This window comes from Actinomadura sp. 7K534, from assembly GCF_004348575.1.
GTDB classification, from domain to species: Bacteria; Actinomycetota; Actinomycetes; order Streptosporangiales; family Streptosporangiaceae; genus Spirillospora; species Spirillospora livida.
This window is the reverse complement of the sequence record NZ_SMKB01000111.1, coordinates 1-23,352: the sequence shown is the minus strand read 5'-3', so window position 1 is coordinate 23,352 and position 23,352 is coordinate 1. Positions and strand designations below refer to the sequence as shown.

21 protein-coding genes and 2 pseudogenes are annotated in these 23,352 nt (G+C 68.6%); 9 read left to right on the top strand and 14 right to left on the bottom strand.

What is annotated here, in order from left to right; all coding sequences use genetic code 11:
* Positions 1-285, bottom strand: a pseudogene (locus E1266_RS38130) (hypothetical protein); the annotation flags it as partial.
* Here E1266_RS38130 and E1266_RS21420 point away from each other — a divergent pair.
* Positions 284-583 (top strand): hypothetical protein, encoded by a 300-nt coding sequence (locus E1266_RS21420; RefSeq protein ID WP_132049629.1) that lies wholly within the window; start codon positions 284-286, stop codon positions 581-583. The pseudogene E1266_RS38130 and the gene E1266_RS21420 sit on opposite strands and share 2 nt — an antisense overlap.
* A 68-nt stretch (positions 584-651) precedes the next feature.
* Here the strand turns inward: E1266_RS21420 and msrB are convergent, their stop codons facing one another.
* On the bottom strand, positions 652-1,053 hold the full coding sequence (gene msrB, locus E1266_RS21415; protein ID WP_132049627.1) for a peptide-methionine (R)-S-oxide reductase MsrB: 402 nt from the start codon (positions 1,051-1,053) through the stop codon (positions 652-654).
* Positions 1,054-1,117: 64 nt separating this feature from the next.
* On the opposite strand from msrB, the gene E1266_RS21410 reads away from it, so the two are divergent.
* A complete protein-coding gene (locus E1266_RS21410; protein WP_132049625.1) occupies positions 1,118-2,200 on the top strand; it encodes a DNA polymerase domain-containing protein in 1,083 nt (360 codons plus the stop codon).
* 51 nt (positions 2,201-2,251) lie between these two features.
* On the opposite strand, the gene E1266_RS21405 is transcribed toward E1266_RS21410, so the two are convergent.
* Positions 2,252-4,228: a Xaa-Pro dipeptidyl-peptidase gene (locus tag E1266_RS21405; RefSeq protein ID WP_243718686.1), complete on the bottom strand. Its 1,977-nt coding sequence runs from the start codon at positions 4,226-4,228 to the stop codon at positions 2,252-2,254.
* A gap of 175 nt (positions 4,229-4,403) precedes the next feature.
* Between E1266_RS21405 and E1266_RS21400 the strand changes: the two genes are divergently transcribed.
* Complete coding sequence (locus E1266_RS21400; protein WP_347876738.1) at positions 4,404-4,631, top strand: DUF4236 domain-containing protein; 228 nt, start codon at positions 4,404-4,406, stop codon at positions 4,629-4,631.
* On the opposite strand, the gene E1266_RS21395 is transcribed toward E1266_RS21400, so the two are convergent.
* Together E1266_RS21395 and E1266_RS21390 are read right to left on the bottom strand one after the other, a co-directional pair.
* Complete coding sequence (locus E1266_RS21395; protein WP_132049621.1) at positions 4,628-7,063, bottom strand: ATP-binding domain-containing protein; 2,436 nt, start codon at positions 7,061-7,063, stop codon at positions 4,628-4,630. The genes E1266_RS21400 and E1266_RS21395 overlap by 4 nt on opposite strands.
* Positions 7,064-7,270: 207 nt before the next feature.
* Positions 7,271-8,362: an ATP-dependent DNA ligase gene (locus tag E1266_RS21390; protein WP_132049620.1), complete on the bottom strand. Its 1,092-nt coding sequence runs from the start codon at positions 8,360-8,362 to the stop codon at positions 7,271-7,273.
* Between the two features lie 76 nt (positions 8,363-8,438).
* On the opposite strand from E1266_RS21390, the gene E1266_RS21385 reads away from it, so the two are divergent.
* Positions 8,439-9,140, top strand: a complete 702-nt coding sequence (locus tag E1266_RS21385; protein WP_132049618.1) for a dihydrofolate reductase family protein — start codon at positions 8,439-8,441, stop codon at positions 9,138-9,140.
* On the opposite strand, the gene E1266_RS21380 is transcribed toward E1266_RS21385, so the two are convergent.
* On the bottom strand, positions 9,122-9,844 hold the full coding sequence (locus E1266_RS21380) for a pyrimidine reductase family protein (RefSeq protein ID WP_132049616.1): 723 nt from the start codon (positions 9,842-9,844) through the stop codon (positions 9,122-9,124). The two genes, E1266_RS21385 and E1266_RS21380, sit on opposite strands and share 19 nt — an antisense overlap.
* 147 nt (positions 9,845-9,991) lie before the next feature.
* On the opposite strand from E1266_RS21380, the gene E1266_RS21375 reads away from it, so the two are divergent.
* Positions 9,992-10,393 (top strand): hypothetical protein, encoded by a 402-nt coding sequence (locus tag E1266_RS21375; RefSeq protein ID WP_243718684.1) that lies wholly within the window; start codon positions 9,992-9,994, stop codon positions 10,391-10,393.
* 8 nt (positions 10,394-10,401) lie between these two features.
* On the opposite strand, the gene glgX is transcribed toward E1266_RS21375, so the two are convergent.
* The 7 genes from glgX to E1266_RS21340 form a co-directional block, all read right to left on the bottom strand.
* Positions 10,402-12,495 (bottom strand): glycogen debranching protein GlgX, encoded by a 2,094-nt coding sequence (gene glgX, locus E1266_RS21370; protein ID WP_132049612.1) that lies wholly within the window; start codon positions 12,493-12,495, stop codon positions 10,402-10,404.
* Positions 12,496-12,585: 90 nt separating this feature from the next.
* Positions 12,586-13,167: a GNAT family N-acetyltransferase gene (locus tag E1266_RS21365; protein ID WP_132049610.1), complete on the bottom strand. Its 582-nt coding sequence runs from the start codon at positions 13,165-13,167 to the stop codon at positions 12,586-12,588.
* A 35-nt stretch (positions 13,168-13,202) separates the two neighbouring features.
* Positions 13,203-13,751, bottom strand: coding sequence for a DUF4262 domain-containing protein (locus E1266_RS21360; protein WP_132049608.1), 549 nt, complete (start codon positions 13,749-13,751; stop codon positions 13,203-13,205).
* 72 nt (positions 13,752-13,823) lie between these two features.
* Positions 13,824-14,903, bottom strand: a complete 1,080-nt coding sequence (locus E1266_RS21355) for a phosphotransferase family protein (protein ID WP_207945808.1) — start codon at positions 14,901-14,903, stop codon at positions 13,824-13,826.
* Complete coding sequence (locus tag E1266_RS21350) at positions 14,900-16,081, bottom strand: acyl-CoA dehydrogenase family protein (protein WP_132049606.1); 1,182 nt, start codon at positions 16,079-16,081, stop codon at positions 14,900-14,902. Before E1266_RS21350 ends, E1266_RS21355 begins: the two co-directional genes overlap by 4 nt.
* Before the next feature lie 79 nt (positions 16,082-16,160).
* Complete coding sequence (locus tag E1266_RS21345) at positions 16,161-16,844, bottom strand: TetR/AcrR family transcriptional regulator (RefSeq protein ID WP_243718683.1); 684 nt, start codon at positions 16,842-16,844, stop codon at positions 16,161-16,163.
* A 92-nt stretch (positions 16,845-16,936) separates the two neighbouring features.
* Positions 16,937-17,290: a hypothetical protein gene (locus E1266_RS21340; protein ID WP_347876737.1), complete on the bottom strand. Its 354-nt coding sequence runs from the start codon at positions 17,288-17,290 to the stop codon at positions 16,937-16,939.
* Between the two features lie 76 nt (positions 17,291-17,366).
* Between E1266_RS21340 and E1266_RS21335 the strand changes: the two genes are divergently transcribed.
* From E1266_RS21335 to E1266_RS21320, 4 genes are all read left to right on the top strand, one after another.
* On the top strand, positions 17,367-19,004 hold the full coding sequence (locus tag E1266_RS21335; protein ID WP_132049604.1) for a tyrosine-type recombinase/integrase: 1,638 nt from the start codon (positions 17,367-17,369) through the stop codon (positions 19,002-19,004).
* A 646-nt stretch (positions 19,005-19,650) separates the two neighbouring features.
* Positions 19,651-21,012 carry a hypothetical protein gene (locus tag E1266_RS21330; RefSeq protein ID WP_132049602.1) on the top strand — a complete coding sequence of 454 codons (1,362 nt, stop codon included), beginning with the start codon at positions 19,651-19,653 and terminating at the stop codon, positions 21,010-21,012.
* Positions 21,013-21,067: 55 nt separating this feature from the next.
* Complete coding sequence (locus E1266_RS21325) at positions 21,068-21,679, top strand: histidine phosphatase family protein (protein WP_132049600.1); 612 nt, start codon at positions 21,068-21,070, stop codon at positions 21,677-21,679.
* A gap of 54 nt (positions 21,680-21,733) precedes the next feature.
* Positions 21,734-22,348, top strand: coding sequence for an AAA family ATPase (locus tag E1266_RS21320; RefSeq protein WP_132049598.1), 615 nt, complete (start codon positions 21,734-21,736; stop codon positions 22,346-22,348).
* 244 nt (positions 22,349-22,592) lie between these two features.
* Here E1266_RS21320 and E1266_RS39495 read toward each other — a convergent pair.
* Positions 22,593-23,245: pseudogene (locus E1266_RS39495) on the bottom strand (transposase); the annotation flags it as partial.
* Between the last annotated feature and the right edge of the window lie 107 nt (positions 23,246-23,352).

Sequence of the window (23,352 nt, the reverse complement as noted above, 5' to 3'; positions counted from 1 at the left end):
GTCCCCGCCACCGAAGTCGCCTCCGCCGGCTCCGCCGCCGTACGCGCCGCCGCCCGTGCCGGTGTACCAGCGGCTGCGCGCCCGGTAGTGCGGCAGGTCGAGCGGCTCCGGGTCGTCGGCCTCCAGGATCTCCCGCAGCCGGGTCTCCTCGACGCCGGCCGGGCCGAGCACCGCGAGCCGCCCCGGCCGGGACGCGTCCCGCTCTTCGGCGATCATCCGGCGGAGCGCCCTGCCGTCCCGGGTGGGGCGCAGCCGCCTGCCTCGCATCAGCCCGATCTCGCGCATGGCGTCCGCGATGGGCGCGCACCTCCGGCGAGCGGGCCACCGCCGCGATCACCTGCCCGAGGGGGCGGCCCACGCGGGGGATCTCGCCGAGAACGGCGGCCTGCACCGGATCGTCCTCCCGCTCCGGGTCGGCGGGCTCGCGCCGCACGACCTCGACCCGGCGCGTCGCGCGGGAGATCCGGATGCGGCGCTGCTCGTGGAGCATGAGGACCGCGACCTGGACGACGCGCTCCGGCCCGCCGAACAGCAGAGCGGTGGTGTAATGGTCGAACTCGCCCGGACCGGACTCGGCGCTTGACTCGCCCATGGAGACCCCCTGGCGGTGAGCCGTCGTCCATGGGACGCCCGAGCGCCCGGCCCGGTTGCCTATTCGGCGGGTTCGAGGGTTAGCGACACCGAGTTGATGCAGTAGCGGTCGTCGGTCGGGGTGCCGTAGCCCTCGCCGTGGAACACGTGGCCCAGGTGCGAGTCGCACGCCGCGCACCGCACCTCGGTGCGGACCATGCCGAGCGAGCGGTCCTCGATCAGGGTGACCGCGTCGGAGTCCGACGGGGCGTAGAACGACGGCCAGCCGCAGTGGCTCTCGAACTTGGTCTCCGAGCGGAACAGCTCCGTACCGCAGGCACGGCACCGGTACACGCCGACGGTCTTCGTGTCGTTGTACTCGCCGGTGAACGGCTTCTCGGTCCCCGCCTCCCGCAGCACGTGGAACTCTTCGGGGCTGAGCTGCGCCCGCCACTCTTCCTCGCTCTTGCGGATCTTCTCCATGCCTCCGAAGGTACCCGCCGGGGTGGTCGCGCGGCACTGTCGTGCCGTGGGTTAACGTGCCCGTATGGCCTCGCCCTTCATCGAGATCCCGGTCGGGGATCGGCTCGTCAAGGTGACCAACCCCGACAAGGTCTACTTTCCGGAGCACGGCTACACCAAGCGGCAGCTGGTGGAGTACTACCTGGCCGTGGGCGAGGGCATCGTCCGCGCCACCCGCGACCGCCCGACGACGCTGGAGCGCTGGCCCGCGGGCGTGTTCGAGGGCGCCAGGATGGCCACCCGGGAGGACTACGCGCGCGGCCAGGCGGGCATGGGCGCCGGCAAGTCCGACGCGTTCTACCAGAAGCGCATCCCGAAGGGCGCGCCCGACTGGGTGCAGACCGCCCGGATCAAGTTCCCCAGCGGCCGCTCCGCCGACGAGGTCTGCCCGACCGAGCCCGCCGTGGTCGCCTGGGCCGCGAACCTCGGGACGCTGACGTTCCACCCGTGGCCCGTCCGCAGGGACGACGTCGACCACCCCGACGAGCTGCGCATCGACTTCGACCCGCAGCCCGGCACCGACTTCGCCGACGCCGTCCGCGTCGCGCTCGGCCCGGCCCGCGACCTGCTGTCGGAACTCGGCTTCACCGGCTACGTGAAGACCTCCGGCAAGGCCGGGGTGCACATCTACGTCCGCATCGAGCCGCGCTGGACGTTCACCGAGGTCCGCCGCGCCGCCCTCGCGTTCGGCCGCGAGGTGGAGCGCCGCAACCCCGCCGAGGTCACCACGAGGTGGTGGAAGGAGGAGCGCGGGGAGCAGGTCTTCATCGACTACAACCAGAACGCCCGCGACCGTACGATCGCGTCGGCCTACAGCGTCCGCCCGGCCCCGCACGCCCCGGTGTCGGCGCCCGTGACCTGGGACGAGCTGCCCGACGTCGACCCGCACGACTTCACCATCGCCACGATGCCCGCCCGCTTCGCCGAACTCGGCGACCTGCACGCGTCCATCGACGACGAGGCGTTCTCCCTGGAGGGCCTGCTGGAGATGGCCGACCGCGACGAGAACGACCACGGCCTCGGCGACATGCCGTATCCGCCGAACTACCCGAAGATGCCCGGCGAGCCCAAGCGGGTCCAGCCCAGCAAGGACACCGACAACCGGTGACGGGGCGGCCCCGCCGTCCCGTGCGGCACGGGACGGCGGGGCCGCCGGCGATCACCGGAACTCGCGTTCCTGGACGGGGAGCGTCACCTCGGACGGGCCCCGCCAGGGCGTCTCCGGCTGCGGCGGGGCGACCATCGACGACGGCTCGTCCGCGCCGATGACCACCGGGACGCGGACGGAACTGCCGCGCAGGTCCACCGTCACCTGGGCGCCCGTGGGCGTCTCGGTGTTGTAGTCGGAGTCCGTCCCGGCCAGGACCAGCGCGAGGCGGTGGCCCTTCTTCAGCACGTACTCCTGGCTGAGCGTCTCCCACCGGACGTCGTAGTAGCGGCCGGGCCGGAGCGGGCTCGGGCGGCTCAGCGACCGGTGGTTCTGGGCGTCGAGCCAGCCGCGGGCGACCACGTTCACCGGCGAGGTGACCGTCCTGACCTCGGTCTCCCGGTAGCAGGCGTCGTCGGCCTCGGTGCTCTCACCGTGGCACGACTCGGTGTCCAGGGTGCGGATGCCGGAGCCGGGCCCGAGGTAGTCCACCCGGGTGTCCTCGCCGTAGTCGACGAGCAGCGCGGTGACATTGGACGTCGGCGCGTCCAACTTGATCCTCAGCCGTGCCTCGGGCGTCCCCGACAGCCGCCCGGTCCGCGGCAGCGGCGCGGACACGAACGCGGTCCGGAACGGCTGCTCCGCCGTCGGGTCGGCGACCATCGCGCTCTCCGGGTGCCCCTGGCCGCGCGGGCCCGGAGCGTCGGTGAACGTGGCCGTCGCGCCCTTCGGGGCCCGCGTCAGGCCGAGGGTGCCGTCCGCGCCGGGCCGCAGGGTGATGGCGCGCGCGTCGCGGGCCGGCCAGTCCCGCTGGGTGATCCACTGGTCGGGCCCGATCTCGATGTCGGCGCGGGGCTCCCGCATGACGTCGTTGCGGATCTTGTGAAGCTCGTGGTCGAACCACCGGTGCAGGGTGGTCACCCAGTGGTCGCGCCGGAAGTCGAAGGGGTCGACGTGGCCGCGCTGCGTCAGCCACACCTTGCGCTGGACGCCGTGCCGCGCCAGGGCCTCCCACCATTCGGCGAAGTGGTCGGGCTTCACGTTCATGTCGTTGACCGCGTGCACCGCGAAGACGCTCGCCCGGACGCGGGAGGCGCGGGCGATCGTGCCGTCCCGGTAGTCGGCGGTCTTCCAGTAGGCGTTGTAGTTGCCGGTCGCGTCGTCCTCGCCCTCGTCCAGGTCCGCCCTGACCGCGGCGCACTTCTCGGGCGGGTCGGTGTCGACGTAGTCGGAGAGCCACGGCTGCTCGTCCGTCCAGTACTTGACGCCGTTCATGCGGCTGTAGTCGTACCAGCTGCTGATCGACGTGATGGGGACGATCGTCTCCAGGCCCCGGACGCCGGTCGCGGCGACGCCGTTGGCGAGCGTCCCGTCGTAGGACTTGCCGATCATGGCGGTGCGGCCGGTGGACCAGGACGCCCGCACCGGGCTGCCGTCCGCCCGGTACGCCTTGGCGCGCCCGTTCAGCCAGTCCACCACGGCCTTGCCGCCGAGGACGTCGCTCGGCCCGCCGCTGACGGGGCAGCCGTCCGACCGCGTCGTCCCGACCATGTCGACGGCGAGGAACGCGTACCCGCGGGGGACGAAGTAGTTGTCGTAGAAGAGCGGGAACCTCACCGGGTTCCCGTCGGCGTCGTAGGTCTTGCGCTCGCCCTCGTTGCCGCGCCCCGCGTTGTCGTAATAGGGGCTCTCGTCCATGATCACCGGCACCTTGAGACCGTTCTCGGTCTCCCTGGGCCGGATGATGTCGACGTTGACGCGGTCGCGCCTGCCGTCGCGGTCGCTGTCCACGCTCGACTCGACGTAGACGTGCTCGCGGATCGCGTCCTTGTAGGAGAAGACCGGCTGCGTCGCGCCGTCCTTCACCACGATCTGCGGCGGCGCCTGCGCCAGCGCCGCCGCCCCGCCTCCGCCGACGACGAGCGCCGCGCCGGTCAGCACGGCCGCCGTCATCGTCCGCCGGGTGCGTCTCAGGGATCGCCTGGTCAACCCGCACACCTCCGAAATCAGAAAATGATCTCTACGGAGGCACACGCTCCTTCAACCGGGACGCCCGGTAAAGAGCCGCCGCACGACGAACTCGGACCGGTTTTGGTCAGCTCCTACCCTTGCCACGCTTCGGCCTGACCGAATCTGCCATCTCGGCCTGTCCGTGAATACCACGATGGATTCCCGGCGGGGCACCGGGAATCCACCGGCCATGGGTTGGCATTATCGAAAGTCGCTCCGTAAGGGTCCGTTCCGCCTCAACCTCTCCCGCAAGGGCGTGGGCCACAGCGTGGGTGGCCGCGGCGCCCGCTACACCCGCTCGGCGGACGGCCGCCGCTACATGACCTTCCGCATCCCCGGCACCGGCATTTCCTGGCGCCGCCCCCTGAACCGCCGCCGCTAACTCTCGTCCCGCGGCCGTTGAGCCATTCCCGACAGGAGGGGCGGGAGGTCGTTGTCGTGGACGGCGGTCAGGCGGCGGGTGGCTCGGGTCAGGGCCACGTAGAGGTCCTGGCCGCCCTTGGGGGACTCGGTCAGGATGCCCGCCGGGTCTACGACGATGACCGAGTCGAACTCCAGGCCCTTGGCCTCCTCCGCGGTCAGGACGACGACGGGGGAGTCGAGGGCCTCGGGGGTGGCGCCCGCGGCGGCGTCCGGGAGGGCCTCCAGGACGGCCGGGTGGCGGGCGGCGGAGGTGATCACGGCCAGGCGGCCCTCCTTGAAGGCGCCGCCGATGTCGTCGGGCGTCCCGCCGGTGACGAGCTCCAGTTCCGACCGGACGAGGGCGGGCAGCCCGGTGACCGGCATCGCGGTCGCGACCGGCGGGGCGCCCTCGTCTCGGACGGATTCGGGGGGTGTCTCGCCGGGGGCGACGGCCTCCAGGACGTCGGCGGCGACCCGCATGATGGCGGCCGGGGTGCGGTAGTTGACCATGAGCCGCTGCTCGCGCCAGCGGCCCGGGACGTAGCGGTCGAGCATCTGCGCCCATGACGCGGCGCCGGCGGCGCTGCCGGTCTGGGCGATGTCGCCGACGACGGTGAGGGAGCGGGTCGGGACGCGGCGCATCACGGTGCGCCAGGCCATCTCGGAGAGTTCCTGCGCCTCGTCCACGATCACGTGCCCGTACGCCCATTCGCGGTCGGCGAGGGCGCGCTGGGCGGTGGTGAGCGGCGGGCCGTCGTCGTGGTGGCGCTCGGCCAGCTCGGCGGCGGTGAGCAGGTCGGCGGCGGTGAGGCGCTCCGGGTGCCCCGTGTCGGCGGTCTCGATGACCTCGCGGGCGTACAGCTCCTCCTTGGCGCGTGCGGCCTCCGCGGCGCGCTGACGGGCCTTCTCCGCGGAGTCGTCCTTGCCGAGGAGTTCGGCGGCCTCGTCCAGGAGGGGGACGTCCGAAATCGTCCATGGGGCGTTGGGCGGACGGTGGAGAGGCGTGCAGTCGAGGCCGGCCTGCGCGCCCACCCGGGCGAGGGCGTCGGGATCGCCGAAGAAGTCGGCCAGGAGTTGCTCCGGGGTCAGCTCGGGCCAGAGGGCGTTGAGGGCGCTGTGGACGGCAGGGTCCTGCCAGAGGGCTTCCTTGGCGAGGCGGAGGTCGGTCTCGTCCAGGAGGGGTTCGTCCTCCGCCTCGTCGATGAGCTCCTGGAGCCAGTCAGGGAGCCCGCCGTTCTTCGCCATCTCTTCCAGGGGCTCGTCCATGATGCGGTCGTACTGCTCTGCCCGGTTGATGGCGAGGGCCTCCAGCATGTCGTGGACGAAGCGCCGCCTCTGGACGTTGTGGGGGAGACGCAGGGAGCGGGCACGGTCGCGTATCTGCGCGCACTTCTCGGCGTCCACGACCAGGGTGAGCCCATCGGTCTCGATGTGCAGGCCGCCCGCGGGGACGCGTTGCCGGTCGTGGACGGCCGCCTCCACCACGTCCGCCATACGCAGGTCACCCTTGATGACGGCGACCGCTGGGGCGTCCGTGGCCTTCGCCTTGATGCCGGGGTAGAGCTCGCCGACCGTGGCCAGGGCGACGTCGGTCTCGCCCAGGCCGGGGAGCACCTGCTCGATGTAGCGCAGGAACGTGGCGTTCGGGCCCACGACGAGCACCCCGCGCCGTTCGAGGACGTCCCGGTGCGTGTAGAGCAGGTACGCGGCCCGGTGCAGGGCGGCGACCGTCTTGCCGGTTCCCGGGCCGCCCTGGACGACGAGGACGCCGTGCAGGCCGGACCGGATGACCTGGTCCTGCTCCTCCTGGATCGTGGCCACGACGTCGCTCATCCGACCCGTCCGGCCCCGGCGGAGGGTGGCGAGCAGCGCGGCCTCCCCGACGATGCCGGCGCGGTCGGACTCGCCCAGGCCCTGAAGGTCGAACACCTCGTCGTCCAGCCGGACGACCTCGCGGCCGCGCAGGTGCAGGTGGCGGCGGCGCGCGAGGGTGCCGGGGGCGCCGGGCGTGGCCGTGTAGAACGGGCGCGCCGCCGCGGCGCGCCAGTCGATCAGGATCGGCTCGTGGTCCGCGTCGCGGAGGCCGATGCGGCCGATGTAGAACGTGTCGCCGGGGCCGTCGGCGTCCGCCCGGTGGTCGATCCGCCCGAAGCACAGCCCGTGCTCGACGCCGCTGAGCCTGGCGAGGCGGCGGGCCGCCTCGTCGGTGGCGACGGCGCTCTCCAGCCTGGCCTGGAACGCGCTCCCGCCGCCCGCGGCCGGCCCCTCGCGCATCGCCGCCTCGGCGCTCGCGCGCTCGACGTCGAGCCGCGTGTAGAGGCGGGACACGTACTCCTGTTCCACGCGCATCGCGGCCGCGCGCGCCTTTTCCTCGCGTTCGGGGTTGACAGCGTCCGCTTGACGGAGTCCCATACCTCGGCTACACTCCTATACATAGGATGGGTTTTGTGTGCGCAAAACGTAAGTCGCCACCCTATCATCCCTGACCTCCTTCGCGCGTGAGTTTTCCGCGGAAGATCATCACGGCGGTGGCTGACCCCCCCGCACGGCACGCCCAACGACCGCACCACGGAGCCCCTGAGGTCGCGTGTGCCGTTCGTTGGTGAAGGCCGGGCGCGGTCAGCGGTCGACGCGCGGACTCGTCGCCCCGCCCGCGAGGACGTCGTTCAGGTCGTACGCGACCGGCACCTCCAGCTGCTCGTACGTGCACGACTCCGGCGTCCGGTCCGGGCGCCAGTTGCGGAAGCGGGCCGTGTGCCGGATCCGCTCGCCCTCCATCCCCTCGTAGGCCACCTCCACGACCAGCTCCGGACGCAGCGGCACCCAGCTCAGGTCCTTCTTGCCGGTCCAGCGGGAGATGGCGCCGGGCATGCGGTCGACGGTCGCCTCCGTCTGCGCGGCCCACTCCGCCCACGGGTGCTCGTCCAGGTTCTGCAGCCGGTACGGCTCCAGCTCCTCGACCAGCTCGGCGCGCCGCTTCATCGTGAACGACGCCGCCACCCCGACGTGCTGGAGCTTCCCCGCGGAGTTGTAGAGGCCCAGCAGCAGCGAGCCGACGATGGGGCCGGACTTGTGCCACCGGAAGCCCGCCACCACGCAGTCGCAGGTCCGCTCGTGCTTGACCTTGAACAGGACGCGCTTGTCCGGCTCGTACACCGTGTCGCGCGGCTTGGCGATGACGCCGTCGAGCCCCGCGCCCTCGAACTCCTCGAACCAGCGCAGTGCAAGGTCGTAGGAGTCCGACACCGGCGTCACGTGGATCGGCGGCTTCACCCCGGACAGCGCGTCGACCAGGCGCCGCCGCCGCTCGCCCAGCGGCACCTCCAGCAGCGACTCGTCGCCGAGGGCCAGCAGGTCGAACGCGATGAACGACGCCGGGGTCTGCTCCGACAGCAGCTTGATCCGCGACGCGGCCGGGTGGATGCGCTGCTGGAGCCCGTCGAAGTCGAGGCGGTTCCCCTTCGGCAGGACGATCTCCCCGTCGACCACGCACCGCTCGGGCAGCTCGCGCTTCACCGCCTCGACCAGTTCCGGGAAGTAGCGGGTGAGCGGCTTGCGGCCGCGGCTGGACAGCTCCACCTCGTCGCCGTCGCGGAAGACGATGCAGCGGAAACCGTCCCACTTCGGCTCGTACAGCAGGTCGCCCTTGGGCATGCTCTTGACCGCCTTGGCCAGCATCGGCGGCAGCGGCGGGCTGATCGGCAGGTCCATCCCCCCATCTTGCGCCCCGGCACCGACAAAAGGACATCCCGGGTCCGCAAAACGGCCGTTGGATAATGTGCAGGTCATGCGCCGTCTGCTGCCCGAGCCCGCCGCCGATGGCATCGACCCCTACGACGCCTACGCGGACGCGCCGGGCCTGCGCGTCGGCATGGTGATGAGCGCCGACGGCTCCGCCACCGACGCGGACGGCTGGACGGACGCGCTCGGCGGAGACGCCGACTTCCGCGTGTTCCGCACCCTGCGCGCCCTCGCCGACGCGATTCTCGTAGGGGCCGCGACCGTCCGCACAGGACGGCTCGGCCCCGCCCGCCTCCGCAAGGATCTGCGCGCGCGCCGCGGCGGCCCACCCGCCCCCATCGTCGTGGTGAGTCGTTCCCTGGAGCTCGACTGGGCGCTTCCCCTGTTCACCGAAGCCGAGACACCGACGATCGTCGTGACCTCGCGGAGCGCCCGGAAAAAGGTCCCCGGCCATATCCAGGTGGTCGATGCAGGGGAGGACGACGTCGACCTCCCCAAGGCTGTGAAGACGCTCCGCGAGGACCTCGGATACGACCGTCTTCTATGCGAGGGCGGCCCAGCCCTGGCGGCGGCGCTGATCCGCGCGTCCCTCGTGGACGAACTCTGCCTCAACATCGCGCCGACCCTCCTCGGCGACATCCGACACACCCGCCTCCTAGGCGGCCTGGACACCGAGGCCGCGCTCGACCTGGCGGCCCTCTACCTGGAGGAGGGCGTGCTGTTCACCCGCTACCGGCTGCGGGTGTAGCGCAGGAAGAGGAAGTCCTCGTCCTGGAGGGTGTGGGCGAGGGTCAGCTCCGGAGGGACGTGCAGGGGCGGCCCGTCCAGGATCCGTGCCGGGTGGCCGGCGAGCAGGAGCGGGCTCAGCGTGAGGCACAGCTCGTCCAGCAGCCCGGCGGCCACCACCTGTGCGAGGACGCCCGGACCGCCCTCGCACAGGAGGCGCCTGTGTCCGCGTGCCTCGAGCTCCCCGACGGCGGCGGCGAAATCGAGGGTGTCCCTCCCGGCGACGATGACGTCGGCGCGTGCCCGCGCCGTCTCCAGGCGTGCCGGGTCGGCGGTCGCGGTGGTCAGCAGGATCGTCCGGGCCTTCGCCTCGGTGAAGACCGGCGCGTCGAAGTCGAGGTCGAGCGTGCGGGAGACGATCGCCAGCGGCGGGACGGGGGACCGCCCCTCGCGGACGCCGTCCCAGCCCTCGCTCGGCTTCACCGGCCCGTACCCCTCGGTGCGGACGGTCCCGGCGCCGACGACGACCACGTCGGCGAGCCCGCGGAGCAGCAGGAACAGGTGGCGGTCCGCGGCGTTGCCGAGGCCGCCGCTGCGCGCGTCGCGCTGCGCCGCCCCGTCCAGGCTGGCGACCATGTTGGCCCGCATCCAGGTGCCGCCGCCGCGCGGATAGGCGTACCTCTCGACGAGGTCGACGTCGCCGGGTTCCGGGGAAAGGCTCCGCATGGAACCCCAAGCTACTCGACGCCCGGAACCGGTCGCGGAGGGCGTCCCGCGCACCAATCTTCACGAATCCGTCACCCCGGAAGTATCCGGAGGCGACACTTATTGCCGGGGATGGGGAACGCGAATGTTCATAGAGGGGAGCGGGGGGTGGAGATCGCCGCGCTGGGCGCCTGGGTGGTGGCCTCACTGGGGGGCGGCCATCTGCTGTTCAACTGGCTGGCGAAGGGGGGACCGCCGGCCAAGGTGACGCGGTTCCCCGCCCTGGTCGTGGCGGGGCATCCGCTCCTCGGCATCGCCGGCCTGGCCGCCTGGATCGCCTACCTGGCCACCGCGCGGGCCGCGTACGTCTGGCTCGCCTTCGCGGTGCTGCTGGTCGTCACCTTCCAGGGCTTCATGCTGTTCACCCGCTGGCTCGTCGGACGCGGCGGCCGGCACGCCCGCGGCGCCGACCAGCGGTTCCCCGCCGCGGCCGTCGCCGTCCACGCCGCCGTCGCGGCCGCCACGTTCGTCCTGGTCCTGCTGAGCGCCATCGAGGTGACCCGTGGCTAGGGCCGTCCCTAGGGCAGGCGCCGCAGGACGGCCAGGGCACGGTCGGGGATCGTCACGGTGTCCCTGGCCTTCAAGCGGGGGCGTTCGCCGATCGTGCCGGGCTCGGCGGTGGCGAGGGTGAACTCCCAGCGCTCGCCGTACTCGCCGCCGGGGAGCGTGAACTCGACGTCCTCCGAGCCGGCGTTGATGAGCAGGAGGAACGAGTCGTCGCGGACGCGGCGTCCCCGCGGATCGGGTTCGGTGATGGCGTCGCCGTTGAGGAAGACCCCGAGGGACTTGGCGAAACCGACGTTCCAGTCGTGGTCGGTCATGCTCTCCCCGGCCGGGGTCAGCCACGCGATGTCGGCGGCGGCGCCGGTGCCCCTGCCGGTGAAGAAGCGGCGGCGCCGGAACACCGGATGGTCATGGCGCAGCCTGGACAGGATCCGGACGAACTCCATGTCGTCGGAGTCCTCCCAGTGCACCCACGCGGTCTCGTTGTCCTGGCAGTAGGCGTTGTTGTTGCCCCTCTGGGTGCGGCCCAGCTCGTCCCCGTGGGAGAGCATCGGCACGCCCTGGGAGAGGAAGAGGGTCGCCAGGAAGTTGCGGCGCTGGCGGGCGCGCAGCTCCAGGACGGCGGGTTCGCGGGTGGGTCCCTCCACGCCGCAGTTCCACGACCGGTTGTCGTCGGTACCGTCCCGGTTGTTCTCGCCGTTGGCCTCGTTGTGCTTGTGGTCGTAGGAGACGAGGTCGGTGAGCGTGAACCCGTCATGGCACGTCACGAAGTTGATGGACGCGAACGGGCGGCGCGCGCTGTGCTCGTACAGGTCGGACGAGCCGGTGAGGCGGGACGCGAACTCCGGCATCGTCGCGTAGGAGCCGCGCCAGAAGTCGCGGACGGTGTCGCGGTACTTGCCGTTCCACTCCGTCCACAGCGGCGGGAAGTTGCCGACCTGGTAACCGCCCTCACCGACGTCCCACGGCTCCGCGATGAGCTTCACCTGGGACACGACCGGGTCTTGCTGGACGAGGTCGAAGAACGCCGCGAGCCGGTCGACGTCGTGCAGCTCGCGGGCCAGCGCCGAGGCGAGGTCGAAGCGGAACCCGTCGACGTGCATCTCCAGGATCCAGTAGCGCAGCGAGTCCATGATGAGCTGCAGCGCGTGCGGGTTCCGGACGTTCAGCGAGTTGCCGCAGCCGGTGTAGTCGAGGTGGTAGCGCTTGTCGTCGTCGCGGAGGCGGTAGTAGGAGGCGTTGTCGATGCCGCGGAACGACAGCGTCGGCCCGAGGTGGTCGCCCTCGGCGGTGTGGTTGTAGACGACGTCCAGGATGACCTCGATGCCCGCCTCGTGCAGGGCGCGGACCATCGCCTTGAACTCCAGCACCTGCTCCCCGTACTGCCCGGACGAGCTGTAGGAGTTGTGCGGCGCGAAGAACCCGATCGTGTTGTAGCCCCAGTAGTTGTCCAGGCCCCGCGCCACCAGCGCGTGCTCGGGGACCGACTGGTGCACCGGCATCAGCTCCACGGCCGTCACGCCGAGGTCGAGCAGGTGGTCGATCATCACCGGGTGGGCCAGCCCGGCGTAGGTGCCGCGCTGCTCCTCGGGGATCGCCGGGTGCAGCTTCGTCAGGCCCTTCACGTGCGCCTCGTAGATGACGCTCTCGTGGTAGGGGACGCGCGGCGGCCGGTCGTCCGCCCAGTCGAAGAACGGGTTGATGACGACGTTCTTCGGCATGTAGGGGGCGCTGTCGTCCTCGTTCAGCGCGTCGGGGTCGTCGAACCGGTAGGAGAACAGCGACTCGTGCCAGCGGACGTCGCCCTCGACGGCCTTGCCGTACGGGTCGAGCAGCAGCTTGGACGGGTTGCAGCGGTGCCCCTCGCGCGGATCGAACGGCCCGTGCACCCGGTACCCGTACCGCTGCCCGGGGCCGACGCCGGGCAGGTAGCCGTGCCAGACGAAGCCGTCCACCTCGGGCAGGTCGCGCCGCGTCTCCTGGCCGCGGTCGTCGAAGAGGCACAGCTCGACCCGCCGGGCCACTTCGGAGAACAGCGCGAAGTTCGTGCCCGTGCCGTCCCAGGTGGCGCCCAGCGGATAGGGGTCCCCGGGCCAAACCTCCCGCATGTTCCAACTCCTCCGCCGGTCCGTCCTGGCCCGTCGATTGTGGCCTACCCACCGTCCGCCAGCCCCCACCCCTTACGCCACACCAGGGTGTCATGTCGCCGTGCGGGGGAGGCGCCAGACGTCCTCGCCGTCGGCCGTGGTGTCGCCGGTGCGGTGCAGGCCGAGCTTGGCGGCGACGGCCGCGGAGGGCCCGTTGTCCGGGTGGACGGTGGCGACGACGTCGTGGACGCCGTGCGAGACGAGCCAGCCGAGCAGGGCGCGGGCGGCCTCGGTGGCGAAGCCGAAGCCCTGGTAGGGGGTCCCGATGACCCAGGCGACGGACGCGATGCGGCGCGGCGGGCCCGGCGTCACCGCCGAGCCGGTCGACGCGGGCGCCACGGCGAACCCGGGCGGCGCGGGCGTGACGGTCGCCTGCACGTAGCCGACGGCCTGGCCGTCGCGGGCCCGGCGGACGATCCAGTTCAGCCAGTACTCCTGGTGGAAGGGGGCCGGCCCGGCGACCAGGTGGGAGTAGCGGGCGCGCAACTCGTCCCGGGCCAGGGGAGCGCCGCCGATGTAGCGGTGCAGGCGCGGGTCGTCCAGGACCGGGGCCATCTCGTCGGCGTGGTGGACCGCCAGCGGTTCCAGGACGAGGCGCTGGGTCCGGATGGTCTCGGCGAGCGGCCCGTACACTCCGCCGATGGTAGGCCAATGCCGGGGGAGACCTGTCAGGGCCGCCGCGTCCACACCCCGGCGGAGTGTTGTTTCGGGTCGAGCCACAGCCACGGCTGGGAGTGGCGGAACGGCAGGTCGGTGCCGGGCTGCCAGGGGAACAGGCCGTCGCCGTTGGGCCAGACGACCTGGAGCATCGGCAGCGGAGGCCGGCGGTAGAACGCGACGGCGCCGCCGAACAGCCCGTCGTACCAGCGCGGGTCGATCTCCCGGAACGCCGCGGCCTGCCCGCGGACGACGCCGTCGCGGCGCTCGCCGTCCGCCGGAACGAGCCCCTCGGCGGTGTGGCGGCCGAGGGTGTTGAGGATCTCCTCGGTCTCGTAGACGTCCCCGCCGAACATCGCCAGCTCGGGCGCGCGGTGGCTGTGCCAGAGGCCGACCGTGTACGCCCACCCGGGCCGGTCGCCGTCCGCGTGGACGAGGACGACGCTCCATCCGTACTGCGTCACGTGCACGATGGTGCGGAGCTGGAAGTTGTCCAGCCGGTCGCGGTCCCCGTAGTCACGGCAGATCACGCACGTGCACGAGGGGCCATCGCCGGACATGGTTATCAGTTTACGATCTCTTGACCCTCGGTATCGCACCGGCCGCGCCAGGTGACCCGCCCTACCGAGGCATCAGCTGCCGGTGGCGCCTCGCCCGCCGGCCTTGCTCCGACCTCCGAGCGTCTTCAGTCCGAGGTCAAGGTAGGTCTCGACCGTTGCCCCGGTCGTGTCGAAGCCGCGTCCGGAGGCGGCGCCGGCACGTACCCGGTAGTCGATGCCCGCAGCGATGACGCCGATCTTGAAATAGGCCAGGGCCAGGTGGAAGTCCCAGTCGGCCAGGCGAACCCCGTCCGCCGCCTCGTAGGCCGCCGCCAGGTCGTCGGGCTCGGGCAGCCGGTCGCTCGCCCATGCGCTGGGTTCGCCGACGATCAGGTCGAAGACCGGATGGCGGTAGGCGCACATCATCGCGACGTCCGCCACGGGGTCACCGATGGTCGACAGCTCCCAGTCGACGACGGCGGCCACCCGTGGACCGGCCTTGAGGTCCAGGATGGTGTTGTCGATGCGGAAGTCGCCGTGGACGATGCCGGTTGCACGCTGCTCCGGGACCGCCGCGGCGAGGCGGGCGCTCAGCTCGTCGGCGAGCGGCCGCAGCTCCTCGCTCCCCACGAGTTCCCACTGTCCCGTCCAGCGCTTGAGCTGCCGTTCGGCGTACCCGTCGGGGCGGCCGAAGCGTTCCAGGCCGATGGCGACGTGGTCGACCCGGTGCAGCGCGGCGAGGGTGGCGACGAGGTCGGCCACGGCCGCTTGCAGAGCAGGGCCGTCGAGGGCCTCCATGTCCTCTCGGGTCTGGATCGTGGAGCCCGAGACGAACTCGGCCACCGCGAACGGACCGCCGATCAGCGACTCGTCCTCGCAGAGGACGACGGCCGGGGCGACCGGTACGTCCGTCTGGCCGAGCGCGGCGGTGACCCGGTACTCCCGCGCGACGTCGTGCGCCGAGGGGGTGCGTCCGGCCCGGGGCGGGGTCCGCATCACCCACCGCGCCTCCCCGTCGGTCAGCCGGTAGGTGAGGTTGGACCGGCCTCCGGTGATCAGGCCGGCCTGCAGCGGACCGGCCAGACCGACGCCGCCCGCTTGCATGGCGTCCGCGATCCGCGCCAGCTCCTGCTCGGTGAGCCCGGAGTCGATCTGCCCGGCCGGCGCGCTCACCGGGGCTCCGCCTCGCCGAGTTCGCGCACCGCGCGCTTGGCGATCGACCAGCGGTGCACCTCGGAGGGCCCGTCGTAGATCCGGAAGGGACGCAGCTCGCGGGCGATCTTGGCGACCGGCAGGTCACGGGACACCCCGAGCCCGCCGCAGAGCTGCACGGCCCGGTCGACCACGCGGTTGAGCGCCTCGGCCGCGAAGGTCTTGGCGATCGAGGTCGACTTCGACGCGCGGCCGCCGGCGTCCAGTTCGGCGCACGCCTCGCGCAGCAGCGCGCGGGTCGCGGCCAGATCGATCTCGTTGTCCGCGATGAGCTGCTGCGCCATGCCGAGGTCGGCCAGCCGCGTCCCGAAGGCCCGCCGGGAGGCCGCGTACCGGACGGCGACCTCGTGCGCCCGCCGGGCCGCGCCGGTCCACCGCATCACGTGCGTCATCCGGGCTGGACCGAGCCGCACCTGGGCGGCCCGGAAGCCCTGGTCGATCTCGCCCAGCACGTCCTCGTCGGGCACGAAGACGTCGTTGAGCAGGAGTTCGCAGTGGCCGCCCAGCATCGACAGGTCCATGGTGCCGATGTGGCGGGTCAGCTCGATGCCCTCGCGGCCGGCGGGCGCCAGGAACATGCTCGCCCCGCCGGCGCCTCCCGGCTCCCCGCTGGTCCGCGCCATGATGATGAAGAAGTCCGCGCCGTCGGCGCCGGTGATGAAGTGCTTGTGCCCGTTGATCAGCCACCCGCCGTCGACCCGGGCGGCCCGGGTGGCCAGCGCGGCGGGATCCGAACCCGCGCCCGGCGCCGGCTCGGTCATCGCGAAGGCGGACCGCCACTCGCCCTGGACCAGCGGTTTGAGGTAGCGCTCGCGCTGCTCGTCCGAGGCGACGCGGTCCAGCAGGTGGACGTTGCCCTCGTCCGGCGCGTTGATGTTCAGCGCGACCGGGCCGAACAGGGAGTAGCCCGCCTCCTCGAACACCGGGGCGCGGTCCGACATGTCCATGCCCAGCCCGCCGTACTCGACGGGGCCGTGCGGGGACAGGAGCCCCTCGGCGCGGGCGCCGGCCTGCAGTCGCCGTCGTGCCTCCTCGCCTCCGGCGGCGTGGATGTCGCCGTCGAACTCGTCGTCCAGGGCCAGGACCTCGGCCCGGATGAACTGGCGAGTCTTGTCGAGCACGCTCTGAACCTGCGACATGGAGTACTCCTCTGACCGACCGATCGATCGCTCGGCCAGCTAGCCTCCCAGACGCCGCCGGAGCCGGTCAAGCGAGGTGTCAGCGAAGCCCGACGAGGCTCCGGAGCAGGACGAGCTGGCGTTCGACGACCTGGTCCGGAGCGAGGGGGCCGTCCTCGCGGTACCACGTCGCGACCCCGACGCAGAGGGTCGACACCGCCCGCGCCGCGTCCGAGGGGTAGGGCGTCGAGAAGACGCCGGCGGCACAGCCCGCCTCGATCACGTCGGCCACCATCCGCTGCAGCTCATCGCGGAGTGTGACACACCGGTCACGATTGCCGGGCTCAAGGCTGCGCAACTCGGTGGAGGCGACGAAGGCCTCCGCCCGCCGGAACATGTGAAACCGCACCAGGCACTCCACCAGAGCGTCGAACCGTGCGATCGGCTCGGCTCCGGCGGACGCCAGCGCGGTCCGGCACCGACCGATCAGATCCGTGAGGGCCGATTCCAGCAGGCTGACCAGGATGTCCTGCTTGGACCGGTAGTGGTGGTACATCCCGGGGACGGAGAGTCCGGCGGCGGTGGCCAGGTCACGGATGCCGGCACCCTCATACCCGTGCTCTGCGAACACCCGCAGGGCACCCTGCAACACCTTGGGCAGCGGTGAGGGGCCGTACTCCCGCCATGACTCACTCTCTGCCACGAACACCCGACGCAGTCTAACTCCGGCAAACCCCGCCACCCCGTCAGCCACCGAACCGCTTCCCACGCCGACGACCACCACGACCCAACTCCGGCGCGAGGAGTGACGTCCGCGCCCTTCGACTCATCCGGAAGAGGTCGGCGGGCTCCAGGGGCCTGACTTCAAGTGCTGGGTCAGCCGAGTTTCGGGGTGGCGCGCTCGATGATCGGGGCGAGGTCCAGGCCGGCCGGCAGGGTGCCGAAGGCGCTGCCCCAGTCGCCGCCCAGGCGCGTCGCGCAGAAGGCGTCCGCGACCGCCGGGTGCCCGTACCGGACCAGCAGCGACCCCTGCAGCGTCAGCGCCAGCCGCTCCACGACCCGCCGGGCGCGGACCTCGATGGTCGCGAGATCGGCCAGCGACCCCTTCACCTCGCGCGTCGCCGCGTCGAGCCGCGCATCGGCCCCGCCCGCCCGCTCGACCTCACCGAACAGCGCCTCAACCGTCTGCGGATCCTTGACCATCCCCCGCAGCACATCCAAAGCCGCCACGTTGCCGGAGCCCTCCCAGACTCGATAGGGCTTCGAAAATGAGGTAAAATAGCAGGTCAGAGGACATGTTGATCATGTGCTGTGGTGGCTGGTGCGGGGCTGTGACAGGCAGTCCGCTAGCCGGTTCGCTAACTCGTTCTCCGGTCGAGAGGAGGAGTCAGTGCGGCAACCGTACGTAGCCAGGAAGGTCAGCAAGCGAACCGGGGCGACCCGGTTCACGGGGATGTACTACGACACGACCGGGACACCCCGGTCGGCCGGCACCTACGACGACGAATTAGAGGCGTTGGCCGCGGCCCGCCGGGAGCAGAACAGACGCGAGGGCGGCGTCCTGGGGGAGATGACGCCGGCACAGAGGCGCGCGATGACGTTCGACGAGTTCTGGCCGATCTTCCAGCGGCATCACCGGGTCGAGCCGAACACGATGCAGACCTACTTCGGGGTCTGGATCAACCACGTCCGCCCGTTCCTGAAGGCCGACCGGGTGGCGACCTTCGACTCCGCCCGCGCCGTCCAGTTCTTCACCTGGCTGGCGGAGACGGAGCGGACGGTGACCACGAGGCGGGCCTGCCGGAAGGTGCTCTCGGCGATGATCGGCCTCTCGATCCTGCTGGGCTGCCGCACCGACAACCCTGTCCGGGGCCTGAACGTCGGCAAGCAGGCCGCGCACAAGAACATCAAAGTGATCAACGAGACGGTGTTCTGGGAGCTGTGCAGCAAGCTGCCGCTGCCGACGCAGCGTCTGTTCGCCGAGTACATCATCTCCACCGGGGTTCGCTTCTGCGAAGCGATCTCCTTCCAGGAGGGGGACCTGGACTACGACACCGGCATGCTGAACGTGTGCCGCTCGACTGTGGAGGTGGCGAAGCAGTTCCACCCGACCGGCGGCCGGTTCGTGACCCGCCCCTACACCAAGAACGGAGAACACCGCCGATTCAAGGTCGGCAGGCCGCTGGTGGAGAAGATCCGCGCCCACGTCCGACAACACGGCATGAAGTCCGGCGACCTGATTTTCCCGGTCCGGTTGTTCATGCCGGACACGGCCTGGGTCAACCTCCCGCGCTGCACCGCAGCAGAGATGGAAGCCGCCGCGAAGACCACCTTCATCTCACCCATCACCGGCGCACGCGTCACCCACGCCAAGGTCAGTACATACCGCAAGCACGGCTGCAGGTGCGCGCCGTGCGTACAGGCATACCGGGACCATCGGTCGGAGTATCGGGTGCAGGCGATGGCCCGCAAGGGCAAGGTCACTCGCCAGCGAGTCCGCCGCGACGGAAACGACTACCTGGCGCCCAGTGAATGGAGCACCATCTGGATCCCGGCCCGCAAAGCCGTCGGCGTCGATGTGACCCCGTACCAACTGCGCCACTCCCACGCCTCCCTCCTACTCGCACACGGCGTCCCGCTGCCGGACGTCCAGGCCCGCCTGGGCCACAACGACCTGACCTCCACCACCCACTACGTCTGGGCACTGGCCGAGGAAAGCGAAGCCGCAGCAACCACGATGAACGTGCTGCTGGGCTACGAGACCAAACAACCAGACCCGCAAGAGGCGATGCTGGCGCGCATGGAGGCAATGATGCACCGCATGCAGGCCATGATCGACCCTTCCCTCGCCCGCCAGATCGCAGCCGAAAGCTCCACCTCCCGCCCGGACCTCCACCTGGTCACCGACACCCTCACCGCCCTGCAAATCCCGACCGGCAACTAACCCTTCCAGCACGAGCGGAGAGGCGTGGGAGCACTTGCCCGAAGGACACCAGCCGATGCTGCCTGCGCCGCTCCGGCTACAGGACAGCCAGATGTTTAAGCCGCTGCTGATGGTGTTGCCACCGACCGGTCGCGGCGCGGCCTGCACGACTGGCGACCTCTGAGTTCCCTGCAAGGCGATTAACGAAGATCGTCTATCCAGCCTGCTTGCGTGTCGACGTGCTCACATCTCCATGTAGCGCTGCGCTCCCATCAAGCACAAGACCGGAGGTCGGCCACAAGTGGCATCAGTCAACCCGGCGCACGGGTGGAAGAATGTACTTCGTCGTTGACGTTGGAGGCCGGTGTGCGGCTAGCAGCGCAGTTTCACCGCAGGCGAGCCTGCGTTGCCGTTGCTGGGCTGCCTACTAGCACGTCGGCTGTACCGACTCGACTGCGGCTACCTGGCACAGTCGCCCCGGGGCCTCGCGCGGGCCGCTGCGGGTGTGGCCGGGTGTTCCTCGATCACAGCGGTAGTTCTAGCGTCCTCATCGGCAGACGATTCCATTCGAGACCAAGAACTTCATTCGCCGTTACCTTGTTGACCTGCAGACACAATGAGTACCTGATATCGACCGATTGGGAACGACTCGAATCAAATGGATAATATGCAACAGTCTGACGCCGCTCTATTCACTGCAGGTCACGGATTCTATCAGTTTGCAATACCGCGCAACGTGTTTGACCGGAGCCTATATTACAATCTGCTTCTGCAGCCGACGCTCGCAATTCCGGACCATTATTTTTTGCAGGGTGAATGGCTCGGTCGTCATCTAGCCGACTACCCCTCACGAGACTCCTGGATAGAGAATGGTCTTCGTAACGGATTTATTTCACCATTCTTCCGGCGAGAAGCAAGCAAGTTATCCGACCTGCTCAGTTTCATGGAAGATTCCGACCGTCGCGGTTTTAGCCGCCATGCCAGGAAGATTGCGGAGCGGATTGATCGAACACCGTTTCAAGCGGGCTATTGGTCGTCGGCCGACAACTCTGCTTCATTCGGGGCCGCTCTTATACACTACCTCAACGCTAGCGAACCGCCGATTATGGAGATGCGGATCGACCCGGATGACTTTGTTGGGTTCTGGGGTCGCAGTCGAGAATGGGTGAATCAGGAACTCGCAATCGCTTCAGACCGATCATCCGCTGTGCTTAACTCGGAGGGTATCCTCCTCAGTCAGTTGATTCAGGTATCCGGGGAGCGACTTCTTGGACGCAACTGTGATCGGATTAGCAGTGTCGACGAGTTGTTGTCTCGGGTGAGAACGGAAGTGGGTGCTTCTGCTGAACGTGATCTACGCGCCTATTACACCTGTGTGTGCGAGCTCTATAATCGCAGTTTGGCGGACACCCTTCTAGCAGTGCCCAACAGCCCGCGATGGGAGCATTTTATTGCCGCAATGGATTTATGGCGTGATGGCATTTTGATGGGTGAGGCAGATGTTGAAGCTGCTCCCGAGTTTGTAAATGTGGAGATGGATGCGCCGATTCGACTCCCCCGGTCGCAATTCCTGCGGTCGGTGAGTGGAGATGTCCTACTCACGATCCGGAGTACACAGGCATGTGATCGATACTTCGAATCACTCGCTCATTGGCGGGCAGCACCTCACGACAGGGCCTTGCAAGAGGAACTTGTGGAGTCACTTTGCAGGTACTCACAAGTGATTACGAAGCAAGTTGGCCAGGATGTCGGAATGTTGGGATTCAAACCACAGTTCATCTCGAAGGTCACAGATGTCACTCAAGTCATCGAGAAAATCCCTGGTGTCGTCCAAGGATTCCTCGCAGTTGGAGCAACTGCGGGGGCGGCCGGTGGCGCTTCATCAACACTTTTGCCCGTTGGATTTTTCTCGCTGTTCTGCCTTCAGACGGTTGCGAAATACTATTCACCCTCCGAAGTAGTAGATATTAAGTTGTCAACCCGCGATGGTGTGCGAGTGCGCCCCGACGTCACAATTAGCCGTGCATAATGCTGCATCATGACTTCCGCTGTGGACACTAAATAGGACTGAATCAGGTGCTCAAATGATGTACATGAAGCTATTTCTCGTGCGCCACGCGGCCAGTACGCGCGCGCGGCTCGGTATTTGGGGCAGCCTATTCGACGCTCCCCTCGAAGATGGATTCGAGGACCAGCTCGCCGAGACTAAATCGGCATTGGCGTCCATTCAAGACCCAAAAGTATTTTCCTCTCCACTTAGTAGATGCCGTGAGACTACAGCCTATATATACCCTCACGCGGATGTTCGAATTGTGGAAGAGTTTCGGGCGTATCATTCTGGCATATTCGAGGGGAAGACAGAAGCCTTTGTCCGTGAGCAGTGTCCACATTATATGGACCTATCGTATCGAGAGCGCTTTCTCCGGCCACGATTCGAAGAGGAAAGCGTGGATGCTCAAGCAGGCCGGGTCGGAAAAGGGCTCGTCAAAGTGCTTCGAGAGGGATCTCAAACGTCAATGGTGGTGGCGCATTACAGCACTATCAACATTATCGCCCATATCAGTAGCCTAAATTGGAATAAGGGCACCTATGCGGACGGAGTGTATGATCTCAAGGAGGGGGCGTTTATTAATGTCACGATAGATCCAGTCGCTGTTATGACTGGCCTGCAGTATGGGACGGGAGAAAAGAAGTAAGGCTATCGCATGGGATGAACCGGTTTACCGTAAAACAATCGGGAGGATAGAACTATGAAGAGAAGGTCTGTTGTTTTTGAGGGTTATGATGGTTCAGGGAAGTCCTCCTTGATCGATGCTGTTCGCGCCAGTCTAGTCGGTAATGATATTCGCGTCGTAGGCCGGAAAACCGAACCTGAATTGCTTGGCATTTCCAGTGTGTTGGAACGCGAGGATCTGCGACCTCTTCCAAATGTCGAAGTGTTGCTGAGGATCGCATTGGAAATCGAAAGACAGTGTGTCATTGATCGGTCCCTCCGAAATCACGATATGGTCTTCTGTGACCGAGGTATGATCAGCCTACTCTCGTGGTTCGACTACCTCCATGTGGCAAGAGAACAGTATGAACCGTTGCTGCAAGGGCTGATGGATTATCACTGTAATTCCCTTACGGTTGTATGCGAGGCCGATTTTGATACCTGCTGGACGCGTGTCAATGACAGATCTATTAAATCATGGAAAGAGCGCCAAGGATTTGAATTGAACCGGCGATACTTTGCTATGTACGAGAACAGCGTCCGTTGCTATGCGGCGACGGGGGCTGATCTTGTATTTATCGACACCGCTCAGTCGTCCCTCGCCGAGTCAGCAGATCATATCAAGCGAGTACTTGACTCTCGGGGGCTGTAATGTAGCGCCTACCTCTGAGGTATCGCTACTCTAGCGGGATGCGCGCTAAAGATAGTAGGCGATTTTCTGTGGCCATTAAGAAAATCATGCGTTCGTCGGCGCCTGGCGCTGTGGTACGGATAGCCGTCAGGGTCCGGTAGGCGGCTGCTAACGAGCTTCGCCCTCAAGCGAGGGCCTCCCAAGAAGATTGCGTGAGGCCGGCAGTTAAGGGAGAGCATTTTGAGCTGGATGAACCGGTTGCGCTGACCGGGGCGTGCCCGGAGACGGCGCGCTCGGCCTTGGCGACCTGCTGGTCGATCCCGCGTAGTGTCCGGCGGGCCCGGTCGGCGCGGTACTGGTAGTAGATGACATGGTCTCGCCGGTTGCCAGTGGTGCTGGCCGGCCACTGCTGGGTGAAGACGTGCCCGTCGGGGATCGGCGCATCGGGTTACTCGCGCTGCCACTGTTTCACCGCATAGGGCACCTCACCGATGCGCACGCCCAGGATGAACGACAGCCCGGCCCGCTCGATCGCGGCCATTGTTGGCCTCGGAGATCATGCCCGCGTCCGCCACGATGGTGACATCGGCCAGCCGGTGGGTGGCCATGAAGGCTTCGATCAACGGCAGTATCGTGCGCGTTTCGGCCTCGTTGCCCTCGAAGGACTCCACCATCAGCGGAAACCCGGCGGCGTCAGTCAGCAGCTCGATCGTGATCTGCGGCCCCAGAAAGCGTTCCTCGGAGAACCTCGGTTCGCAGAACCCGTCGCCGGTGTCGGTCTCGAATTACAACGCTGACACGTCATACAGCACCAGGCTGGCCGGTCCCAGCCCGACATGCGCCGGGCAGGATGCCGCCAGCCCTTGCCGCCACGCCCGGTGCGGCGTAGACCGGCAGCCGCCGCTTCACCGTCGCATACTAGCCTCGATCTTTCACCGGGGCGGTTGGGTCGCTCCGCGACCCAACCGACTCTTCGTTTTCTGCGGCGGTCATTCGTCGGGCCCGACTGTCGCGTCGGGTGGGCG

Bases quoted from the DNA above. Each gene is read 5' to 3' on its own strand.
- msrB (WP_132049627.1), bottom strand. From the start codon at position 1,053: ATGGAGAAGATCCGCAAGAGCGAGGAAGAGTGGCGGGCGCAGCTCAGC.
- E1266_RS21395 (WP_132049621.1), bottom strand. From the start codon at position 7,063: ATGGGACTCCGTCAAGCGGACGCTGTCAACCCCGAACGCGAGGAAAAG.
- E1266_RS21400 (WP_347876738.1), top strand. From the start codon at position 4,404: ATGGATTCCCGGCGGGGCACCGGGAATCCACCGGCCATGGGTTGGCAT.
- E1266_RS21360 (WP_132049608.1), bottom strand. From the start codon at position 13,751: ATGTCCGGCGATGGCCCCTCGTGCACGTGCGTGATCTGCCGTGACTAC.
- glgX (WP_132049612.1), bottom strand. From the start codon at position 12,495: ATGCGGGAGGTTTGGCCCGGGGACCCCTATCCGCTGGGCGCCACCTGG.
- E1266_RS21390 (WP_132049620.1), bottom strand. From the start codon at position 8,362: ATGGACCTGCCGATCAGCCCGCCGCTGCCGCCGATGCTGGCCAAGGCG.
- E1266_RS21385 (WP_132049618.1), top strand. From the start codon at position 8,439: ATGCGCCGTCTGCTGCCCGAGCCCGCCGCCGATGGCATCGACCCCTAC.
- E1266_RS21380 (WP_132049616.1), bottom strand. From the start codon at position 9,844: ATGCGGAGCCTTTCCCCGGAACCCGGCGACGTCGACCTCGTCGAGAGG.
- E1266_RS21420 (WP_132049629.1), top strand. From the start codon at position 284: ATGGCGTCCGCGATGGGCGCGCACCTCCGGCGAGCGGGCCACCGCCGC.
- E1266_RS21410 (WP_132049625.1), top strand. From the start codon at position 1,118: ATGGCCTCGCCCTTCATCGAGATCCCGGTCGGGGATCGGCTCGTCAAG.
- E1266_RS21320 (WP_132049598.1), top strand. From the start codon at position 21,734: ATGAAGAGAAGGTCTGTTGTTTTTGAGGGTTATGATGGTTCAGGGAAG.
- E1266_RS21330 (WP_132049602.1), top strand. From the start codon at position 19,651: ATGCAACAGTCTGACGCCGCTCTATTCACTGCAGGTCACGGATTCTAT.
- E1266_RS21350 (WP_132049606.1), bottom strand. From the start codon at position 16,081: ATGTCGCAGGTTCAGAGCGTGCTCGACAAGACTCGCCAGTTCATCCGG.
- E1266_RS21325 (WP_132049600.1), top strand. From the start codon at position 21,068: ATGATGTACATGAAGCTATTTCTCGTGCGCCACGCGGCCAGTACGCGC.